Here is an 18,736-nt window from a genome sequence, read left to right on the forward strand (position 1 = left end):
CCATCAAAAGAACAACGATGGTCGTGCAAATGATAGACGGCCATTTCCATCAACAAAGGAGGATATTCATGTCACTCATCAACAAGGAAATCAGCGATTTTAAGGCAGATGCTTTCCAGAAGAAGGCAGGCGCACAGGGCGAGTTCACGCAGTACACAAAGGCGGATCTCAAGGGTAAGTGGAGCGTGTTCTTCTTCTATCCCGCAGACTTCACGTTTGTCTGCCCGACGGAGCTTGCGGATCTGCAGGACGAGTATGCAGAGTTCCAGAAGCTCGGCTGCGAGATTTTCGGTGTCTCCTGCGACTCCCACTTCGTCCACAAGGCATGGCATGAGAGCTCCGAGCTCGTCGGCAAGATCACCTATCCGATGCTCGCTGACCCGACGGCAAAGCTCGCACGCGATTTCGACGTCTACATCGAGGATGACGGACGCGCTGAGCGCGGCACGTTTGTCGTGAACCCCGAGGGCAAGATCGTCTCCTATGAGGTAAGTGCGGGCAACGTCGGCCGCAACGCGAAGGAGCTCCTGCGCAAGGTGCAGGCACTGCAGTTCGTCGCAGAGCATGGCGATGAGGTCTGCCCCGCACGTTGGAAGCCGGGCGAAAAGACACTGAAGCCCAGCTTTGATCTTGTCGGCAAACTCTAAGCGTATGGAGTGGGGCACTTCGCGAGAGCGCTCGTGAGGTGCTTTTTCCTATGAGGTGGAAAAGAGGCGGTTTTGTGGAAAATATGTATGATGCCGTGATTGTCGGCGGCGGTCCCGCAGGACTGTCTGCCGCGATCTATCTGGCGCGTGCGAAGTGCAAGGTGCTTGTCATCGAAAAGGAGAAGATCGGCGGGCAGATCACCATCACTGCCGATGTGGTCAACTATCCCGGGACAGGACGCGTGAGCGGCACCGAGCTCGCAGCGCAGATGGAACATCAGGCGCGTGGCTTCGGGGCGGAATTCATCAGCGCCGAGGTCACAGGACTGAAGTTGGATCAGGACATCAAGGAAATAGAGACGACAGCCGGTGCCGTACAGGCACTGAGCGTGATTCTCGCGACGGGAGCGAACCCACGTCGAATCGGCTTTGCCGGTGAGGAGGAGTTCCGTGGGCGCGGCGTCGCCTACTGTGCAACCTGCGATGCGGAGTTCTTTACGGGGATGGATATCTTCGTTATCGGCGGCGGACTTTCTGCTGTTGAGGAGAGCATCTTTCTTTCCCGCTATGGGCGGTCGGTCACGATTCTTGTACGCGGCGATAAATTCCGAGCACCGCAGACGACAGTGGATGCACTCGCGGATTACGAGAACATCAGCGTGCGTTTCAATACCGTGGTGGAGCGTGTCGGCGGCGATGCAATGATCTCCTATGCAGATTTTCGCAACAATGCGACAGGTGAAGTCGAGCATCACATGGCGGCGGAGGGAGAGACCTTTGGCGTCTTTGTCTTTGCCGGCTACGTACCGAATACGGAACTGTTTCGTGGGCTGATCGATCTCAATGAGCAAAACTACATCATCACGAACGAGGACAAGGAGACGAATATCAAGGGCGTCTTTGCCGCCGGCGATGTCTGCATCAAGTCTCTGCGTCAGGTGGTGACGGCGGTCTCTGACGGTGCTGTCAGTGCCGTTTCGGCGGAGCGTCACGCGGCAGCGGTCCATGACCGCCTGAAACTGCCCTCGTTTCCGCGCTCCGGTGTGGATCCGAAGCGTTTTGAGCAGCGCAAGGCCTCCATCGAGAAGAAGTCGGCTGTCGGTGATGAGGAGGAAGGTTTCATCTCCGAGGAGCTGCGCGAGCAGCTGCTGCCTGTCTTTGATAAATTTGCCTCCACGGTTCGCTTGGTCGGTCGTTTTGATAGCGGCGCGCTTTCGGCCGAGCTGCGCGGCTTTATGGATGAGTTCGCGGAGCTGTCGCCCAAGGTGAGCTGCACGGAGACCGCGATAGAGTCTGGTGAGGAGCCGGGGATTTCCATTCTGCACGCGGACGGTACACCGAGCGGGATCGTCTACCATGCTGTTCCGGGCGGACATGAGTTCAACTCGTTTATTCTCGCGCTCTACAATGTCGCAGGGCCGGGACAGGAAATTCGCCCTGAGACGCGCGAAAAGATCGCACGGATTACGTCACCCGCCGATGTCAAGGTACTCATGTCCCTCTCCTGCACGATGTGTCCCGACGTGGTCACTGCCGTGCAGCGGATTGCGGCGGAGCGTGCGGATGTGCGTGCCGATATTTATGACATTCGCTATTTCCCTGACCTGAAGAAAAAGTATAATGTCATGAGCGTTCCCTGCGTTATTGTGGGGGAGGAGCTTTTCTTCGGCAGGAAGAATATCGATGAGATTGCCGATGTTTTGGTCAGTCGTGCCTAAGAAATCAGTGATTCCCTAGGGAATCAGCGATTTCCTAATATGCTGCGCCTCTGAGCAGGGCGCAGAACGGCACTTTTGATAGATGTAATATATGTGTATTGTGTATTTGTGGAAGGAGAAACATGATGGAACTGAAGGGATCACAGACGGAAAAGAACCTCTGGGCAGCGTTTGCGGGTGAGTCGCAGGCACATACGAAGTACCTCTACTACGCCTCGCAGGCGCAGAAGGATGGTTATCAGCAGATCTCGGACATCTTTAACGAGACGGCGCGCAACGAGAAGGCACATGCCAAGATCTGGTTCAAGCTCGTGCACGGTGTCGGCGACACGAAGGAAAACCTTGCCGATGCCGCTGCCGGCGAGCATGGCGAGTGGACGAGCATGTACCCCGAGTTTGCCCGTGTGGCGCGCGAAGAGGGCTTCGATAAAATTGCCCGTCTCTTCGACGCAGTCGGCAAGATCGAGAAGGAGCATGACGAGCGCTATAAGATCCTCCTCTCGAATGTGGAGGAGGGCAAGGTGTTCCGCCGCGATGAGAAGATCATCTGGCAGTGCCTGAACTGCGGCTATGTCTGCGAGAGCCCGCAGGCACCGGCAAAGTGCCCGGTCTGCGAGCATCCGCAGTCGTTCTTCCAGCAGCTTGTTCGTAACTACTGATTTCGATAGTAGGATACTGAAAAGCCCCGCCGTTTGGCGGGGCTTTTTGCTGTCATTTTTAGGAAATAGCAGTAAGACTATTCCTTAAATCAGCTGGATATTTCGTTATTCATAGTACTTTAAGAGACTCTGTGTTCCCTCTGTACCACTGCCGCTCTCCTCCAGGGAGCGCGCCTCACGCAGGACCTGCTCGAGCACGGGGAGGTCGATGCCGTATTCCCGGCTCGTCTCGGCACCGATATTCATATCCTTGACGAAATGCTTGATCATGAACCCGGGGGCGAAGTCTCCATCGAGTGCCTTACGAATCATATTGCTCATCTGGAAACTCGCGGCCGCACCACCCGAGATGGAGGAAAACACCTTCTCGAGATCAAGCCCAGCGGCACGCGCATAGGCAAATGCCTCACAGGCACCTGCGAGCGTCCCCGCAATGGCGATCTGATTCGCGGCCTTGGTCTTTTGTCCCGCGCCAGCAGCACCCTCATAGACGATATTTTTGCCCATCGCGGCAAAGATGGGCTGCATGACGTGGAATGTGTCCTCGTCGCCGCCGACCAAAATGTTCAGCGTAGCGTTTCGCGCTCCCATATCTCCTCCCGTGACAGGGGCATCGAGGGCATGGATACCGCGCTTTTTCGCCTCCTCATAGATGCGGACGGCGAGCGAGGGGGAGGAGGTCGTCATATCGGCGACGTATGTACCGGGGGCTAGGTTGTCGAGGATACCGTCAGCATCGAGGTAGATCTCCTCCACGTCCTTCGGGTAACCGACGATGGTGATGACAGCATCCTGTCCCGCCGCGCACTTGCCCGGGCTTTCACAGTAACGTGCACCGCGCGCAAGGAGCGGCTCTGCCTTGCTTTTCGTACGGTTGTAGACGCTGAGCTCATAGCCTGCATCGATGAGATGCCCTGCCATCGCTGCGCCCATGATGCCGAGACCGATGAATCCAATTTTCTTCATAGCATTTCCTCCATTCTTCTTCATATACCTTCAGTGTAGCAGGATGAAGCAAAAAATCAAGGGAATCACGGATAATTGCAGGATTTTTTCGATTGATTCCGAATCTTATACGTATATAGGAATGAAATGTAGGAAGGACGGATGACGGATGCGATTGGAATTTTTAGGGGCAGCACATGTCGTTACGGGCTCGTGCTTTCTGATCCATACGGGTGACCATAAGTATCTGGTGGACTGCGGTATGTATCAGGGCACGCGGCGGCTGCGCGAGATGAACTATGAGCCATTCCCGTTCAACCCTGCTGAGATCGATGCGGTCTTTCTGACCCACGCGCACATCGATCACTGCGGGCGGATTCCGCGCCTCGTGCGTGAGGGCTTTGTGGGCAACGTCTACGCCACGCGTGCTACCTGCGACCTCGTGCACATCATGCTGCCGGACTCGGCGCATATTCAGGAGAGCGATGCGGAGATACTGAACCGCAAGAATGCGCGACGCAGCGAGGCGCCGATTACGCCGCTCTATACACAGGCAGATGTCTTTGCTGCATTGGAGCACTTTACGCCTGTACCCTATCAGGGGACGGTGGATCTGGGGCCTGTTTCTGTGACATTCCGTGATGCGGGGCATATTCTCGGCTCGGCGATCCTTGAGATCGCGGTGCGCGAGGGGATGCAGGAGTCCAAACTGGTTTTTTCGGGCGATCTTGGACAGCCGCATCAGCCGATCTTGCGTGACCCGGAGCAGATCGCAGGGGCGGATTTCCTCATCGTCGAGTCCACCTATGGCGACCGCATTCATCGCGACTATGACAAGGAGACGGCACTCCTCGAGGTCATCCGTGACACGATGGACCGGGGCGGCAACGTCATCATCCCGTCCTTTGCCGTCGGGCGGACACAGACGCTCCTCTATTACTTCTACAATCTGTGGAAGGAGGGGCGCCTCGACGATGACATCCCGATCATCATCGACAGTCCTCTTGCGATTCAGGCAACGCGCGTCTTTCTCAAAAACTACGAGGAGTTCGACGAGGAGACGATTGCGTTCTTCGGGAATGAAGGCATGATTCCGGCGTTTCCGCAGGTGCGCATCGCCGAGACAGCGGCAGAGTCGCGAGCACTCAACTCGGCAGAGGGCTCGGCGATCATCCTCTCCGCCTCGGGGATGGCGGACGCGGGGCGCGTGCTCCATCACCTGAAGCATAATCTCTGGCGCCCGGAGTCGACGGTGCTCTTCGTCGGCTATCAGGCGGAGGGGAGTCTCGGGCGGCGGCTGGTGGACGGCATCAAGCGCGTGCGCGTCCTCGGTGAGGAAATCGCCGTCAAGGCAAAGATCGAGGTGCTCGACGGGTTCTCCGCTCATGCGGATGCAGCGCAGACCGTGGAGTGGATGCGTGCAGTCACCGCACCTCGTCCTGCAAAGGTATTTCTGGTACACGGCGAAGGGCAGGCACAGGAGGCTCTGAAAGAGCGTATCCAAGAGGAACTTGGGCTCGAAGTCTATGCGCCGTTCCTCGGCGATCTTGTAACGATTCAGGGGCGGAGTGCCGTTCTGATCCCGTCGAACAGTCCCACCGTCTCCATCGAAGCGGAGATGGAGGATGCGCTGCGCGACTTCGACGCCGAGTATCGTCTCCTGCGCAAGTCGCTCATCCGTGCCGTCATTCGCCAGCCCAAACTCATGGAGCCGCTCATCCGCGCCCTCCTGAAGGCGCGCACCTACTTCAAGAAACTCATCGCTCCGTACAACATCTGACGGGACAGCGCGGCAGAATGCCGTGAGCTGTGATGTCTGTGCTTGCATCTCTTTATGAAATACGTTAAAATAGGGAAGCCTTGAGAAGGGCTTTCCTATTTAATACAGAATGAAGGAAAGAGGGACATGTCCCTCGTTTTCCTATGGAAAATGATGGGTGGTGTAATAGTGGAATTACCATTTCGCGTCGGTGTAGATGTCGGCTCGACGACCATCAAGCTGGTCGTTATGGGGGAACAGCACGAAATTCTCTATAAGAATTACGCGCGGCATTTCTCAGAGATCGGCAAGGCGCTGCAGGAGAACCTGAGCCAGCTGCGCGATGTCGTCGGTGAGTCGAAGTTCTTGTTTGCTCTGACGGGGTCGGCAGGCATGGGGATCGCGCAGCGCATCGGCCTGCCCTTTGTGCAGGAGGTTGTCGCGTGCGCCTCTGCTGTACGGCGGCTCATTCCCGATACCTCGACGGCAGTCGAGCTCGGCGGCGAGGACGCTAAGATCACGTACTTCGGCGATGCGCCGGAGCAGCGCATGAACGGTGTCTGCGCAGGCGGTACGGGCTCCTTTATCGATCACATGGCATCCCTGCTCTCGACCGATCCAATCGGTCTGAATGCACTTGCCGAAAAGGGAAAGCGTGTCTATGCGATTGCCTCGCGCTGTGGTGTCTTTGCCAAGACGGATGTTCAGGCACTCATGAACGACGGTGCAGAGAAGGCGGATATTGCGCTTTCGATCTTTCAGGCGGTGGTCAATCAGACCATCGGTAACCTTGCGCAGGGGCGTCCCATTGAGGGCAAGGTCGCCTTTCTTGGCGGACCGCTTCACTTTCTCCCGGAACTGAAACGACGCTTTATCGAGACGTTGAAACTTGACGAGGAACACGTCGTCAATGTGGAATATGGCAATTATTTCGTCGCGGTTGGCGCGGCGCTCTCCGATGATGCCAAGGCAACCGATATGCGGGAGATGGAGGCGTGTATTGCGCGTGCGGAGGCAGCTGCGGCAGCGGAAACACGCACGGCGGACTTCGTGCTTTTTAAGGATGCGGCGGATTATGCTGCGTTCAAGGAGCGACACGATCAGGACCGCGTGCGGCGCGGTGAACTTTCGTCCTATCGCGGTCCGGTTTGGATCGGCATCGATGCAGGATCAACGACGACGAAGCTCGTCGCCATTGGAAAAGACAAGGAACTGCTTCACACCTATTACGGCAGCAATCAGGGCTCGCCGCTGCGCTCGGTCATCGAGGCACTGCGGGACTTCTATGCTGTGATGCCCGCGGGCTGTCACATTGCAGGTGCTGTGACGACGGGCTACGGCGAGGCGATTGTCAAGGCGGCACTCCATGCGGACGGCGGTGAGGTGGAAACCTTTGCCCACCTGCGCGCAGCACAGGAGTTCTGCCCCGAGGTGAGCTTTGTGCTCGACATCGGCGGACAGGACATGAAGTGCTTCTTCGTCCAGAATGGCAGCGTCGGCAACATCACGCTCAACGAGGCGTGTTCGGCGGGCTGCGGCTCCTTCATCCAGAACTTTGCCGAGGGGCTGCACATGACGCCGGCGGAGTTCGCGGGCAAGGCGATTGACGCAAAGGCACCCGTTGACCTCGGCACGCGCTGCACCGTTTTTATGAACTCCAAGGTCAAGCAGGCGCAGAAGGAGGGGGCGGAGGTCGCCGACATCTCGGCGGGTATCGCTCTTTCGGTCGTGAAGAATGCCCTTTTTAAGGTCATGCAGCTAAAGGATGTTCATGCTCTCGGCGACCACATCGTCGTGCAGGGCGGGACGTTCTACAACGATGCTGTCCTGCGCTCCATCGAGAACCTGCTCGGCAAGCACGTCATCCGTCCTGACATCGCAGGGCTGATGGGCGCATACGGTGCGGCGATCCTTGCGATGGAGGCAGGGACGGAACACTCCTCCCTGCTGGGTGCGGAGGAACTGGGCACGTTTTCTGCCAAGACGAGCACCTACCGCTGCGGAAAATGCGGCAACAAGTGCCTCATTACGATGCAGCAGTTCCCCAATGGGGAGCGTTACTTTACGGGCAACCGCTGTGAGCGCGGCATCGGCGGCGAGAAGGCGGCGGACGAGACGCCAAATATCTATAAGTTCAAGTATCGCCGTCTCTTCAAGCACTATAAGTCACCGGATGAGCCGCGTCGCGGACGTATTGGTATCCCGCGCACGCTCAATATGTACGAAGACTATCCGTTCTGGTTCACCTTCTTTGATCGGCTTGGCTATGGGGTCGTGCTCTCAGGAAAATCCTCGCCGCAGCTTTTCTACAAGGGCATGGCAACCGTTCCATCGGACTCTCTCTGCTATCCGGCAAAGCTCGCCCACGGACATATTGCCGACCTCATCGAAAAGGGTGTCGATACGATCTTCTATCCGTGCGAACCGCACAACATGGAGGACAAGACTGACCCCTCGGCGAACAACTACAACTGCCCGATCGTGGCATCCTATGCGGAGAACATCCGCATCAACATGGATGTCCTGCGCGAAAGGCACATCCGCTTCCTGCAGCCGTTCCTGCCCATCAATGACCGCAAGCGCATGATTGAGCGTCTGGTGGAGGAGTTCGGCAAAGCCGAGGGCATCGGCAGGACGGAGATCACCGCGGCGGTCGATGCCGGTTACGCCGAGATTGAGCAGTACCGTCAGGATGTTCGTGACTACGGACAGCAGATCCTAGACCGTATTGAAAAGACGGGCGAGCACGCCATCCTGCTTGCGGGGCGGCCGTACCACATCGACCCCGAGATCAACCACGGGATCCCCGAGATGATCCAGTCCTATAAGCTGCCGATTCTCTCCGAGGATGCCGTGTACCACATGCCGGTCAGTAAACGGCGTCTGCAGGTCGTCAATCAGTGGAGCTATCATGCACGTCTTTACCATGCGGCACAGTTCGTTGCAGAGCATCCGAATGTGACGCTGATCCAACTGAGCTCCTTCGGATGCGGTCTCGATGCACTCACAACGACGGAGGTGCGTGAGATCCTCGAGTCGCATGAGCGCATCTATACGATGATCAAGCTCGACGAGGTGTCGAACCTCGGTGCGGCACGCATTCGCCTGCGCTCGCTGATCGCAGCGCTCGCGCGGCGGGAGATGCCTGTCTACCACGATGCACCCGTCATCGAGCGTCCGCGCTTTACTGAGGACTGTCGGAAGACGCATACGATTCTCGCCCCGCAGATGGCACCGATTCACTTTGATCTGTTCCGTACGACGATGAGAAAGCACGGCTATAACGTCGTCATTCCGCCGATGCCGGACAAAGCGGCCATTGACCTCGGTCTGCGCTATGTGCACAATGATATGTGCTACCCTGCCATCGTCGTCATCGGGCAGCTCCTCGCCGCACTGAAGGCGGGGCTGTGCGATCCCAATCACACGAGCATTGCCCTCTTTCAGACCTGCGGTGCCTGCCGTGCGACCAACTACCTCGGTGTCCTGCGCAAGGCTCTACGTGACGCGGGTTTCCCAAACGTCGCCGTCTTTGCCGTGCGCGGTCTGCCCGAGGAGACGGATTCCTTTGCCTTTAACCGCGAGATGATGGTCGACGCCATCAAGGCGGCGATCTACGGCGATCTCCTGATGAACGTGCGCAACCGCATGATGCCGTACGAGCTGGTCAAGGGGAGTACGCAGGCAGCGTATGAGAAATGGATGGTGCGCGCAAAGGAGGAGCTGCTGCACGGCAGCATCTTCAAGTTCCGCCGCATGGTGAAGGACATCGTGCGAGACTTTGATCATATCCCCATCGACGAGACCTTGTGGAAACCGAAGGTCGGCATCGTCGGCGAAATCCTCGTCAAGTACCACCCAGTCGCGAACAACGACATCGAAAAGGTACTGATGGGGGAGGGGGCAGAGGTCGTGATGCCCGACTTTGTCGACTTCTTCCTATATTCCGCTTACGACCCGATCGCACAGCACAAGCTGCTTGCGGGCTCGTACAAGGATCGTCTCTATGGACGTATGTTTATCAAGGTGATCGAGTTCTTCCGCGCACCGATGCGCAAGGCACTGAAGGAAAGCCGTCACTTCCGTCCGCCGCAGTCCATCGACCATACGGCGGAGCTTGCGGCGCGCCACGTCAGCCTCGGCAACATGGCAGGGGAGGGGTGGTTCCTTACGGGCGAGATGGTCAAGCTCATCGAGGAGGGCGTTCCCAACGTCGTCTGCCTGCAGCCGTTCGGCTGCCTGCCAAATCACATTACGGGCAAGGGCGTCATGCACGACCTGCGTAAGGCGTATCACGGCGCGAACATCACGGCGATCGACTGCGATGCGGGCTCGAGTGAGGTCAACCAGCTCAATCGCCTGAAACTGATGCTTGCCGTGGCAAAGGAGCGTCGCCCGCAGGAAGCGGTGCATCCTGAGGCGCAAATGGATCGGGCGGTCAATTTGCCTAAATAGTACCGAGTTTATCAAAGAGATGTTGTACGATGTGCAGCATCTCTTTTTTTTTGCAAAAACTCGTTCTGCGAACAAATTTTTCGCAAAGATGCGTTCGAAAATGCTTGACCGAACACCTTTTCTGTGTTATCTTATATACGAACAAAGGTTTTAAGAATATATATGCGATATGAGTGTTCGGAGGTACGGATATGAGACGCAGAAAAACACGCAGAACAGTGAATAAGAAGCGCGTCGGACTTCTCTTCGGCGTAATCGCGCTCGTCTGGATGGGCATTTCTGCCCTGCATCTGACGAATCCCTATCTGCGCTCGGCGGACTTTGTTGAAGTGTCCGTAGCACATGGGGAGAGCGTCTGGTCGATTGCACAGACCTACTCGGCAAAAGAATCCACGGCAAAGGATCTTGAGGAAGCAATCATTGAGGTGAACGATCTGCCGCCCGACGGCACAATCCATGCGGGGAGACATCTTCGCATCCCCGTGATTGCCCCATCAGAGCAGCTGCAGGCGATGGCAGAACACAAATCCCTTGACACAGAGAATTGACCGCCTTATAATGACCTTACCGATTAGGGTGGAAACTTATGGGAGCACGAAATCACGGTGCTTCCTGTCGCCTTGTCCCCGAGAGGATGGATTTCCTATCCCACAGGGACAGGGCTTTTGTATATTTGGAAGGGAGAGCATTTTATGATAAAGCTGACACTGCCGGATGGCTCCGTTCGCGAGGCAGAGGCAGGAACGAGCATACTGGACGTCGTCAAGGGCATGAGCAACTCCTTGGCGAAAAAGGCACTTGCGGCGAGCCTCGACGGCGAGGTCGTCGATCTGACGACGCCGGTCACGAAGGATGCTGCACTGCGCGTGCTGACCTTTGATGATGAGGGCGGCCGCCACGCTCTGCGCCATACGGCGGCGCACGTCATGGCGCAGGCAGTGAAGCGCCTGTATCCGGAGAGCCATGTGCAGCTCGCGATCGGGCCTGCGATCGAGAACGGCTTCTACTACGATTTCGACATGGAGCACCAGCTGACGGATGCCGATCTTCGCGATATCGAAAAGGAAATGAAGAAGATCGTCAAGGAGAACCTGCCGCTTGTCCGCCGTGAGATTCCCCGTGCAGAGGCGATTGCACTCTTCCGTGAGAAGGGTGAGAACTATAAGGTGGAGCTGATTGAGGATCTGCCGGAGGACGAGGTAATCTCCCTCTATACGCAGGGCGAGTTCACCGACCTCTGCGCAGGCCCCCATGTCGTCTCGACCGGCAAGGTCAAGGCATTTAAGCTGCAGAGTGTCGCAGGTGCATACTGGCGCGGCAGTGAGAAGAATAAGATGCTGCAGCGCATCTATGGCACGGCGTTTGAGAAGCAGGAAGAACTCGATGCCTACCTGCACATGCTGGAGGAGGCGGCAAAGCGCGACCACCGAAAACTCGGCAGAGAGCTGGATCTCTTCAGCCTGCACGAGGAGGGACCGGGCTTCCCATTCTTCCATCCAAACGGCATGGCACTGCGCAACGCATTGCTCGACTATTGGCGCGAGGTGCATCGCCGCTACGGCTATCAGGAGATCAGCACGCCTGTGATCCTCAGCCGTAAGCTCTGGGAGACCTCGGGGCATTGGTTCCACTATCGCGAGAATATGTATACCACGGAGATCGACGAAGAGGACTACGCAATCAAGCCGATGAACTGCCCCGGCTGCATGCTCGTCTATCGTTCCCAGCTGCACAGCTATCGCGACCTGCCGCTGCGTCTTGCCGAGCTGGGACTTGTCCATCGTCATGAGCTTTCGGGTGCTCTGCACGGGCTCTTCCGCGTCCGCAACTTCACGCAGGATGATGCGCATCTCTTTGTGACCCCCGATCAGATCGAGGGCGAGATCCAGCACACGATTGACCTCTTCGACGAGGTCTACCGTACGTTCGGACTGACGTACAAGGCGGAGCTCTCGACGCGCCCCGAGGACTCGATGGGGACGGATGAGATGTGGGAGATGGCGACGAATGGCCTGCAGAAGGCACTGGACAACCGTGGTCTGGACTATGTCGTCAACGAGGGAGACGGCGCATTTTACGGTCCGAAGATCGACTTCCACCTGCGCGACTCCATCGGACGTACGTGGCAGTGCGGCACGATCCAGCTCGATATGAGTCTGCCCGAGAAGTTTGACCTCACCTATGTCGGCGAGGATGGCGAAAAGCATCGCCCCGTCATGCTGCACCGTGTGGTCTATGGATCGATTGAGCGCTTTATCGGCATCCTGATCGAGAACTATGCAGGTGCGTTCCCCGTATGGATGGCACCCGTGCAGGTACGTATCCTGCCGATCACGGAGCGTCATGCCGCATACGCGGAGGAACTGTATAAGAAGATGTTCGACCTTGGCCTCCGCGTCGAGGTGGATGCACGCAACGAAAAGACGGGCTACAAGATCCGTGAGAGCCAGGTCAAGAAGACGCCGTACACGCTGGTGGTCGGCGATCAGGAGATGGAGAGCGGCACAGTCGCCTTCCGCAAGTATGGAGAGAAGGACAGCGCAGTCCTGCCTGTCGCGGACTTTATCGCGCTCGTACAGGAAAAAATTGCGACGCGTGCACTGGAGTATTGACAGGATACTCCGATTTGTGGTAATATATCTCACGTTGAAAGCAGAAGCCACCGCTTCTCACCTGCGGGCAGATGTCTGACGGGTTGCATGAGAGAGTGTATCAGGGTGGCTTTATGCCGCCCTTTTCTATTGCCGGATGGCGTAATCATGCGCATCCGTACCAGGAGGTGTTCTTGCCATAAGCAGGGAATCTTTGCGAATCAATGAGGAAATCCATATCCGTGAGGTGCGTGTCACCAGTGCGGAGGGGGAACAGCTTGGCATTATGCTGACGCGCGATGCCCTTCGCATGGCGGAGGAGCAGCATCTCGACCTGGTCGAGGTGGCGCCGAAGGCGAAGCCGCCCGTCTGCCGCATCATGGACTTTGGAAAGTTCCGCTATGAGCAGCAGAAACGTGAGAAAGAAGCGAAGAAGAAGCAAAAGACCATCAGCATCAAGGAAGTCAAGCTGCGTCCGAACATCGACGAGCATGACTTCAATGTCAAGCTGAAGAATGCGCTCCGCTTCGTCGAAGAGGGCAACAAGGTCAAGGTGACGATCATGTTCCGTGGGCGTGAGCTCTCCCATCCGGAACTCGGGCGCGTGGTTCTCGACCGCGTCTCCGAACGGCTGGGCGATCTCGTGTCGATCGAACGCGGTGCGAAGCTCGAGGGAAAGAATATGACGATGATTCTTTCGCCGAAGGTGCAGAAGCCCGCCAAGGCGGCAAAACCCGCGAAGCAGGAAGATAAAGGAGGAAATGGCGATGCCGAAGATTAAAACGCGCCGCGCTGCAGCAAAGCGCTTCACCGTAACAGGGAGCGGAGAGTTCCGCCGCAACAAGGCGTACAAGAGACATATTCTGGAGAAGAAGACGCCGAAGCGCAAGCGCAACCTGCGCAAGGCAGCACTTGCCGACAATTCGGACTACAAGCGCATCCGCAAGATGCTCCCCTACGCATAAACGGGGCAATGAAGAGAACCCTACGTGGGTAGGAAACAGGAGGAATTGCTATGCCAAGAGTAAAGAGCGGTGTTACGGCACACCGTCGTCATAAGAAGATTTTAAAGCTTGCCAAGGGCTATCGCGGCTCGCGCAGCAAGCAGTTCAAGAAGGCAAACGAGACCGTCATGAAGGCGCTTTACTATGCGCGCCGTGACCGTCGTGCAAAGAAGGGCACGTTCCGTCGTCTCTGGATCGCACGCATCAATGCAGCATCGCGTGCGAACGGCATCTCGTACAGCCGCTTTATCGCGGGTCTGACGAATGCAGGGGTCGAGGTCAACCGCAAGATGCTTGCCGATCTCGCCATTGCCGATGCAGCGGCATTTACGCAGCTTGTGAACGTCGCAAAGGAAAATCAGTAAGATGGGAGCAGCCTGATGAGTCATCGGATTCATCAGGCTCTTTTTATACGATGAAAAAGATCGAGACAATCACGAGTGCGGAGAACCCACTCATCCGCCGCCTCTCCGTGCTGGTACGAAGTCCGCGCCGCGCCGCCAAGGAAAATGTATTCTTGGTGGAGGGACTGCGCCTTGCCGAGATGGCAGCGCGCTCAGACGGACAAATCCTACACGCCGTATTGACGGAGCGTGCCTTGGCAGCGGAGCGAGCTGCCATACTGGCAGAGCAGCTGCATCTGCGCGGCGTGCCGGTTAACTGTGTCCCGCCGCGGCTCTTTGCCGCCTGCGCGGAGACGGACGCGCCGCAGGGAATCCTGCTGCTGATGCAGCGTCCCCCCCGCAGATCATTGACCGATCTCGTACACGCGGCGGAGAAAGTACCGTTTTATCTGGCTCTTGATCGTGTGCAGGATCCCGGCAACGTCGGCATGATTCTGCGCACGGCAGATGCAGCGGGCGCAGCGGGCGTGATACTCCTGCGCGGCTGTGCGGATGTATACAGCAGCAAGGTCGTCCGTGCAACGATGGGCTCTCTGTTTTACGTTCCCTTTATCAGCGGCGTCGATGATGAGGAACTCCTGCGTTTCGCACAGGAGCAAAGCCTATATCTCTATGCGGCTGCGTGCGACGCCGATGCTGTGACGCATTTTGCAGCGGATCTGTGCCGCCCCACGATTGTCGTCCTCGGCAACGAGGCAAACGGTGTATCGGAGCGCCTCTTGGGCGCGTGTCAGCACCTCTACGTCCCAATGTGCGGGCAGGCGGAGTCGCTCAACGTCGCCTCGGCCGCCACAGCGATCCTCTATGAGTCGATGCGTCAGCGCAACTACGAAAAAAACTGCTGCACGCAGTGAAACACTGTCATGCAGCAGCGCAGCCGTGCTATTTGTTTTTTTCGAGGATGGCGAGCAGTTCATCCTTCGTGATGAGCCCGATGGACTCATCGACGGGCTCTCCATTCTTGAAGAAGATGAGGATCGGCATGCTCATCACGCCGTATCGCTCGGCGATGTCCTGTGCATCATCCACGTTGATCTTACAGAACTTGACATCGCTGCGTGTGGTAGAGGCCTCCTCCAGCACGGGGATGAGCATCCGGCACGGCATACAGTATGACGCCCAAAAATCGACGACGACCATACGCTTTTCCGCTAGGACTTCGGAGGTAAATGTTTCTCTTGTTAATTCAATGACAGCCACAGCCTGAATCTCCTTTGCCGTAGTATGGGATGTACGGAGAACGCCACATCAATGATGACGAATTTTCGTTTATCCGCATTTTTATGAACGCTGTCTATTATCATAAAAAAAAACAAGAGATTTTTCAATAGGTATAGGAAAAAAGTCATTGAAACTTTTTTCCTAATAAAATGAGCTCTTCCTAGCGTCCGTCGGTTGCATGTGCCGGAGAAAAAGTATATAATGATAGAAATGGAAGTTTAATTTATTTGCCATAGAGTGATGGAGAAGAGGGGAACGGAAGATGGCAGGGAAGAAAAGAGCACCGCTGAGCCCGATACTCAGGCAGAACAAGCGGATCTTTGATTTGATGAAAAACACGACCTCTGACTATGCCTTCATGATGGATCCGGCTGCCGATGTGTTTCTTGCTTCACCCACGTTTGTCCGTGATTATGCGCTGCCATCGGAGACGCTGACTCATGTCGCCGACGTGCTGCACCCCTTGATCTGCGCACAGGATCGCCGCGCCTTTGATGCGATATTTTCCTCGCTGATGGACGTGACGGAGGGGCGGGAACGGCAGCTGGACTTTCGTATTACGAATGCGAAGGGCGATCTCACATGGCTGCGCCTGAAGGGGAAGATCGGACTGTCCGAGGATGGACATCCGAATCTCTTCGTTGGGACGATCAGCCAGCTTGCACGTCGTAATGCGGCAGACTCGGTGACGGGGCTGCTGAATCGCTATCAGTTCACCGAGGACCTTGGCGAGGCGCTGCGCACGGCGCGTGAGACGGGGAAGGGCGGCGGTCTCCTCGTCATGGGCATCGATAATTTCCGCACGGTGAACGAGGCGTTTAACCATGAGATCGGTGACGTGATTCTGCGGGAGATTTCGGAGTGTATCCTGCAGAATGTGCCGCGGCGTCTTTCACTCTATCGCCTGGATGGTGATGAGTTCGGACTCATCTATCCGGAGGCAGATGAGGAGATGCTGCGGGAGTTTTTCATCCGCGTTCAGCGTGAGTTCGCGCACCCGCAGGTATATGACGGACGGCAGTATCTTGTCACCATGTCGGCGGGCATGGTGTTCTATCCACAGGCGGCGCGTGATCCTCTTGTTCTGCATAAATACGCGCAGGCGGCACTGGATACGGCGAAAGCCGGCGGAAAGAACCGACTGAATGCGTTCTCAAAGGAGGTCTATAACCGCTGGCTGCGGTCGCTGACGATTCAGGAGCAAATTCTTGAGGATGTCAAGGCTGGCTGCCGCAATTTCGAGCTATACTTCCAGCCGCAGGTCGCAGGCGACGACCAGCATATTGTCGGTGCGGAGACGCTGCTCCGCTGGAAGAACGAAAAGGGGCACATGGTCGCGCCCATGGAATTCATCCGCATCCTTGAGGAGACTAAGACCATTGTGCCCGTCGGGCGATGGATCTTTGAGCAGGCACTGCGCGTCTGCAAGGAGTGGCGGAAGAAGATTCCGAACTTCTGCATGAGTGTTAACATGAGCTATGAGCAGATCAAGGATCTCTCGTTCCTTAAGTTTGTCGAGGACTGCCTGCATCGGCATGATATGCCGCCGGATGCCGTCGTCCTCGAACTGACGGAGAGCAAGATCGTCAGCGATCTGAAATTTGTCAATGCGCAGTTCGATGCATTTCGGCTGCATGGCATCAAAATCGCCATGGATGATTTCGGTACGGGGTATTCTTCGCTGTCCTCACTCAAGAATCTGAACTGTGATATCATCAAGATCGACCGTGCGTTTGTCATGCGGATTCTGGACAATCATTTCGATCAGAAGCTCGTCGAGTATACGGTGGAGCTCTGCCACAGCATCGGCAAGACCACCTGCATCGAGGGGGTAGAGAGTCAGGACGAGTACGACTGCCTCGTCAAGATCTGCAAGACCGATACGATTCAGGGCTATCTCTTTGGACGCCCTGAACCGCAGGATGTATTTGAACAAAAGTTTTTGGGGATGTAATGGGAAGAGAAAAAGCAGAGGAGGGGCTGACCTCACTCGGCGCGCAGCGGACGGACTACGGATATGACTATGCGCCTGAGGCATTGGAGACCTTTCAAAATCAGCATACGGATCACGACTACTGGGTACGCTTCAACTGCCCCGAGTTTACGACACTCTGTCCGATTACGGGGCAGCCGGACTACGGAACGATCTATATTTCCTATATGCCGGCGGAGCGCATGGTCGAGAGCAAATCACTGAAGCTCTATCTGGTGAGCTTTCGCAACCACGGCGACTTCCACGAGGATGTTGTCAATGTCATCATGCGTGATTTGATCCGCCTGATGGCACCGAAGTACATCGAAGTACAGGGGAAATTCCTGCCGCGCGGCGGTATCTCGATCGACCCCTATGCAAACTACGGCATCTCGGGGACCAAGTACGAGACACTGGCGTGGGAGCGCCTCGCACAGCACGACCGTGTACCAGAACGGGTGGACAACCGTTGACGGCGCGGCAAAAACGGATCGCTCTCATCAATGACATCACGGGCTTTGGCCGCTGCTCAGTGGCAGTCCAGCTCCCGCTGATCTCTGCGATGCGCGTGCAGGCGTGTCCGCTCCCAACGGCGATTCTTTCCGTACATACGGGCTTTCCGAACCACTATCTCGACGATTACACGGCGCGTATGCGCCCGTACATGGAGAACTGGGCGGAGAACGCTCTTGATTTCGATGCGATCCTCACGGGCTTTCTCGGCTCGGAGGAGCAGATCGAGGTCGTGCTCGATGCGGTGCATACGTTTAAGGGCAAGGACACGCTGGTCATTGTCGATCCCGTGATGGGAGATCATGGAAAGCTCTACTCCTCGTATACGCCCGCACTCTGTGCGAAGATGCGTCAGCTTATGCCGTACGCAGACGTCGTGACGCCGAACCTCACGGAGGCGTGTCAGCTCCTCGATCTGCCGTATCCGCCGGGCGGCGCAGTGACCGATGCAGAGCTGTCTCACATGGCATACCAGCTCGCAGCGATGGGGCCGCGTGCTGTTGTCATTACCGGCCTTCACGCGGGTGACTGCGTGCGCACGTACCTCTATGAGGATGGAGAGAGCCGCTGCTACGACCATGTGAAGATCGGGCGTGATCGTTCCGGTTCGGGTGATGTGTTTGCGGCGATTGTCGCGGCGTCCCTCGTGCGCGGTGTCCCACTTGCGGACGGGGTGAAATGTGCCGCCGACTTTATCGGTCACTGCCTCACCTATGCGGAGGAGCTGGATCTGCCGTGGAATTACGGGCTGCCCTTTGAGGAATTTATGGGCGAGCTGACCAAACTGTAAGGCTGTACAACAAAAAAGCTGCCGTAAGGGCAGCTTTTCTCATTTCTGTGTATGATTA

Annotated in this window: 16 protein-coding genes; 14 read left to right on the forward strand and 2 right to left on the reverse strand. The window is 56.7% G+C overall.

Translation table 11 applies throughout. The features are described 5' to 3' along the window. The first annotated feature begins 68 nt into the window (after window positions 1-68). The 3 genes from ahpC to rbr all read left to right on the forward strand — a co-directional run bounded on the left by ahpC (window position 69) and on the right by rbr (window position 3,024). A complete protein-coding gene (gene ahpC / locus ADJ74_RS08595) occupies window positions 69-647 on the forward strand; it encodes an alkyl hydroperoxide reductase subunit C (RefSeq protein ID WP_050343517.1) in 579 nt (192 codons plus the stop codon). Between the two features lie 83 nt (window positions 648-730). After that, a complete protein-coding gene (locus tag ADJ74_RS08600; protein WP_172664544.1) occupies window positions 731-2,365 on the forward strand; it encodes an FAD-dependent oxidoreductase in 1,635 nt (544 codons plus the stop codon). A gap of 125 nt (window positions 2,366-2,490) precedes the next feature. Next, window positions 2,491-3,024 (forward strand): rubrerythrin, encoded by a 534-nt coding sequence (gene rbr, locus ADJ74_RS08605; protein ID WP_039980914.1) that lies wholly within the window; start codon window positions 2,491-2,493, stop codon window positions 3,022-3,024. Window positions 3,025-3,129: 105 nt separating this feature from the next. On the opposite strand, the gene ADJ74_RS08610 is transcribed toward rbr, so the two are convergent. Further along, complete coding sequence (locus tag ADJ74_RS08610) at window positions 3,130-3,990, reverse strand: NAD(P)-dependent oxidoreductase (RefSeq protein WP_050343521.1); 861 nt, start codon at window positions 3,988-3,990, stop codon at window positions 3,130-3,132. Window positions 3,991-4,138: 148 nt separating this feature from the next. On the opposite strand from ADJ74_RS08610, the gene ADJ74_RS08615 reads away from it, so the two are divergent. The 8 genes from ADJ74_RS08615 to ADJ74_RS08650 all read left to right on the forward strand — a co-directional run bounded on the left by ADJ74_RS08615 (window position 4,139) and on the right by ADJ74_RS08650 (window position 15,036). After that, the gene (locus ADJ74_RS08615) at window positions 4,139-5,749 is read left to right on the forward strand and encodes an MBL fold metallo-hydrolase RNA specificity domain-containing protein (protein WP_050343523.1); all 1,611 of its coding nucleotides are present in this window, start codon (window positions 4,139-4,141) and stop codon (window positions 5,747-5,749) included. A gap of 126 nt (window positions 5,750-5,875) precedes the next feature. Further along, window positions 5,876-10,183, forward strand: a complete 4,308-nt coding sequence (locus tag ADJ74_RS08620) for a 2-hydroxyacyl-CoA dehydratase (protein WP_050343525.1) — start codon at window positions 5,876-5,878, stop codon at window positions 10,181-10,183. Window positions 10,184-10,374: 191 nt separating this feature from the next. Further along, a complete protein-coding gene (locus tag ADJ74_RS08625; RefSeq protein WP_050343527.1) occupies window positions 10,375-10,731 on the forward strand; it encodes a LysM peptidoglycan-binding domain-containing protein in 357 nt (118 codons plus the stop codon). 144 nt (window positions 10,732-10,875) lie between these two features. Continuing rightward, window positions 10,876-12,795, forward strand: a complete 1,920-nt coding sequence (thrS, locus tag ADJ74_RS08630) for a threonine--tRNA ligase (RefSeq protein WP_050343529.1) — start codon at window positions 10,876-10,878, stop codon at window positions 12,793-12,795. Window positions 12,796-12,988: 193 nt separating this feature from the next. Continuing rightward, window positions 12,989-13,555, forward strand: coding sequence for a translation initiation factor IF-3 (gene infC / locus ADJ74_RS08635; protein ID WP_009442622.1), 567 nt, complete (start codon window positions 12,989-12,991; stop codon window positions 13,553-13,555). Continuing rightward, on the forward strand, window positions 13,542-13,739 hold the full coding sequence (gene rpmI / locus ADJ74_RS08640; protein ID WP_039980908.1) for a 50S ribosomal protein L35: 198 nt from the start codon (window positions 13,542-13,544) through the stop codon (window positions 13,737-13,739). Before infC ends, rpmI begins: the two co-directional genes overlap by 14 nt. 50 nt (window positions 13,740-13,789) lie before the next feature. Further along, a complete protein-coding gene (rplT, locus tag ADJ74_RS08645; protein WP_050343531.1) occupies window positions 13,790-14,143 on the forward strand; it encodes a 50S ribosomal protein L20 in 354 nt (117 codons plus the stop codon). Between the two features lie 50 nt (window positions 14,144-14,193). Continuing rightward, on the forward strand, window positions 14,194-15,036 hold the full coding sequence (locus ADJ74_RS08650) for an RNA methyltransferase (protein ID WP_050343533.1): 843 nt from the start codon (window positions 14,194-14,196) through the stop codon (window positions 15,034-15,036). A 28-nt stretch (window positions 15,037-15,064) separates the two neighbouring features. Here the strand turns inward: ADJ74_RS08650 and trxA are convergent, their stop codons facing one another. Further along, window positions 15,065-15,382 carry a thioredoxin gene (gene trxA / locus ADJ74_RS08655; RefSeq protein ID WP_050343536.1) on the reverse strand — a complete coding sequence of 106 codons (318 nt, stop codon included), beginning with the start codon at window positions 15,380-15,382 and terminating at the stop codon, window positions 15,065-15,067. 283 nt (window positions 15,383-15,665) lie between these two features. On the opposite strand from trxA, the gene ADJ74_RS08660 reads away from it, so the two are divergent. Genes ADJ74_RS08660 through ADJ74_RS08670 form a run of 3 tightly spaced genes read left to right on the forward strand, consistent with a single transcriptional unit; the run spans window position 15,666 to window position 18,678 of the window. Continuing rightward, on the forward strand, window positions 15,666-17,357 hold the full coding sequence (locus tag ADJ74_RS08660; protein ID WP_050343538.1) for a bifunctional diguanylate cyclase/phosphodiesterase: 1,692 nt from the start codon (window positions 15,666-15,668) through the stop codon (window positions 17,355-17,357). Further along, window positions 17,357-17,848 (forward strand): preQ(1) synthase, encoded by a 492-nt coding sequence (gene queF, locus ADJ74_RS08665; RefSeq protein WP_009442613.1) that lies wholly within the window; start codon window positions 17,357-17,359, stop codon window positions 17,846-17,848. The genes ADJ74_RS08660 and queF overlap by 1 nt, the downstream gene beginning before the upstream one ends. After that, complete coding sequence (locus tag ADJ74_RS08670; protein WP_050343540.1) at window positions 17,845-18,678, forward strand: pyridoxamine kinase; 834 nt, start codon at window positions 17,845-17,847, stop codon at window positions 18,676-18,678. Before queF ends, ADJ74_RS08670 begins: the two co-directional genes overlap by 4 nt. Window positions 18,679-18,736 lie beyond the last annotated feature (58 nt).

Origin of the sequence: Selenomonas sp. oral taxon 478 (assembly GCF_001189555.1) — a bacterium.
GTDB classification, from domain to species: Bacteria; Bacillota; Negativicutes; order Selenomonadales; family Selenomonadaceae; genus Centipeda; species Centipeda felix.

Excerpts from the sequence above, each read along its gene's own strand:
- ADJ74_RS08610 (WP_050343521.1), bottom strand. The coding sequence starts at position 3,990 with ATGAAGAAAATTGGATTCATCGGTCTCGGCATCATGGGCGCAGCGATG.
- ADJ74_RS08615 (WP_050343523.1), top strand. The coding sequence starts at position 4,139 with ATGCGATTGGAATTTTTAGGGGCAGCACATGTCGTTACGGGCTCGTGC.
- ADJ74_RS08620 (WP_050343525.1), top strand. The coding sequence starts at position 5,876 with ATGTCCCTCGTTTTCCTATGGAAAATGATGGGTGGTGTAATAGTGGAA.
- ADJ74_RS08650 (WP_050343533.1), top strand. The coding sequence starts at position 14,194 with ATGAAAAAGATCGAGACAATCACGAGTGCGGAGAACCCACTCATCCGC.
- ADJ74_RS08600 (WP_172664544.1), top strand. The coding sequence starts at position 731 with ATGTATGATGCCGTGATTGTCGGCGGCGGTCCCGCAGGACTGTCTGCC.
- thrS (WP_050343529.1), top strand. The coding sequence starts at position 10,876 with ATGATAAAGCTGACACTGCCGGATGGCTCCGTTCGCGAGGCAGAGGCA.
- queF (WP_009442613.1), top strand. The coding sequence starts at position 17,357 with ATGGGAAGAGAAAAAGCAGAGGAGGGGCTGACCTCACTCGGCGCGCAG.
- ahpC (WP_050343517.1), top strand. The coding sequence starts at position 69 with ATGTCACTCATCAACAAGGAAATCAGCGATTTTAAGGCAGATGCTTTC.
- ADJ74_RS08660 (WP_050343538.1), top strand. The coding sequence starts at position 15,666 with ATGGCAGGGAAGAAAAGAGCACCGCTGAGCCCGATACTCAGGCAGAAC.
- rbr (WP_039980914.1), top strand. The coding sequence starts at position 2,491 with ATGGAACTGAAGGGATCACAGACGGAAAAGAACCTCTGGGCAGCGTTT.
- rplT (WP_050343531.1), top strand. The coding sequence starts at position 13,790 with ATGCCAAGAGTAAAGAGCGGTGTTACGGCACACCGTCGTCATAAGAAG.
- rpmI (WP_039980908.1), top strand. The coding sequence starts at position 13,542 with ATGCCGAAGATTAAAACGCGCCGCGCTGCAGCAAAGCGCTTCACCGTA.
- ADJ74_RS08625 (WP_050343527.1), top strand. The coding sequence starts at position 10,375 with ATGAGACGCAGAAAAACACGCAGAACAGTGAATAAGAAGCGCGTCGGA.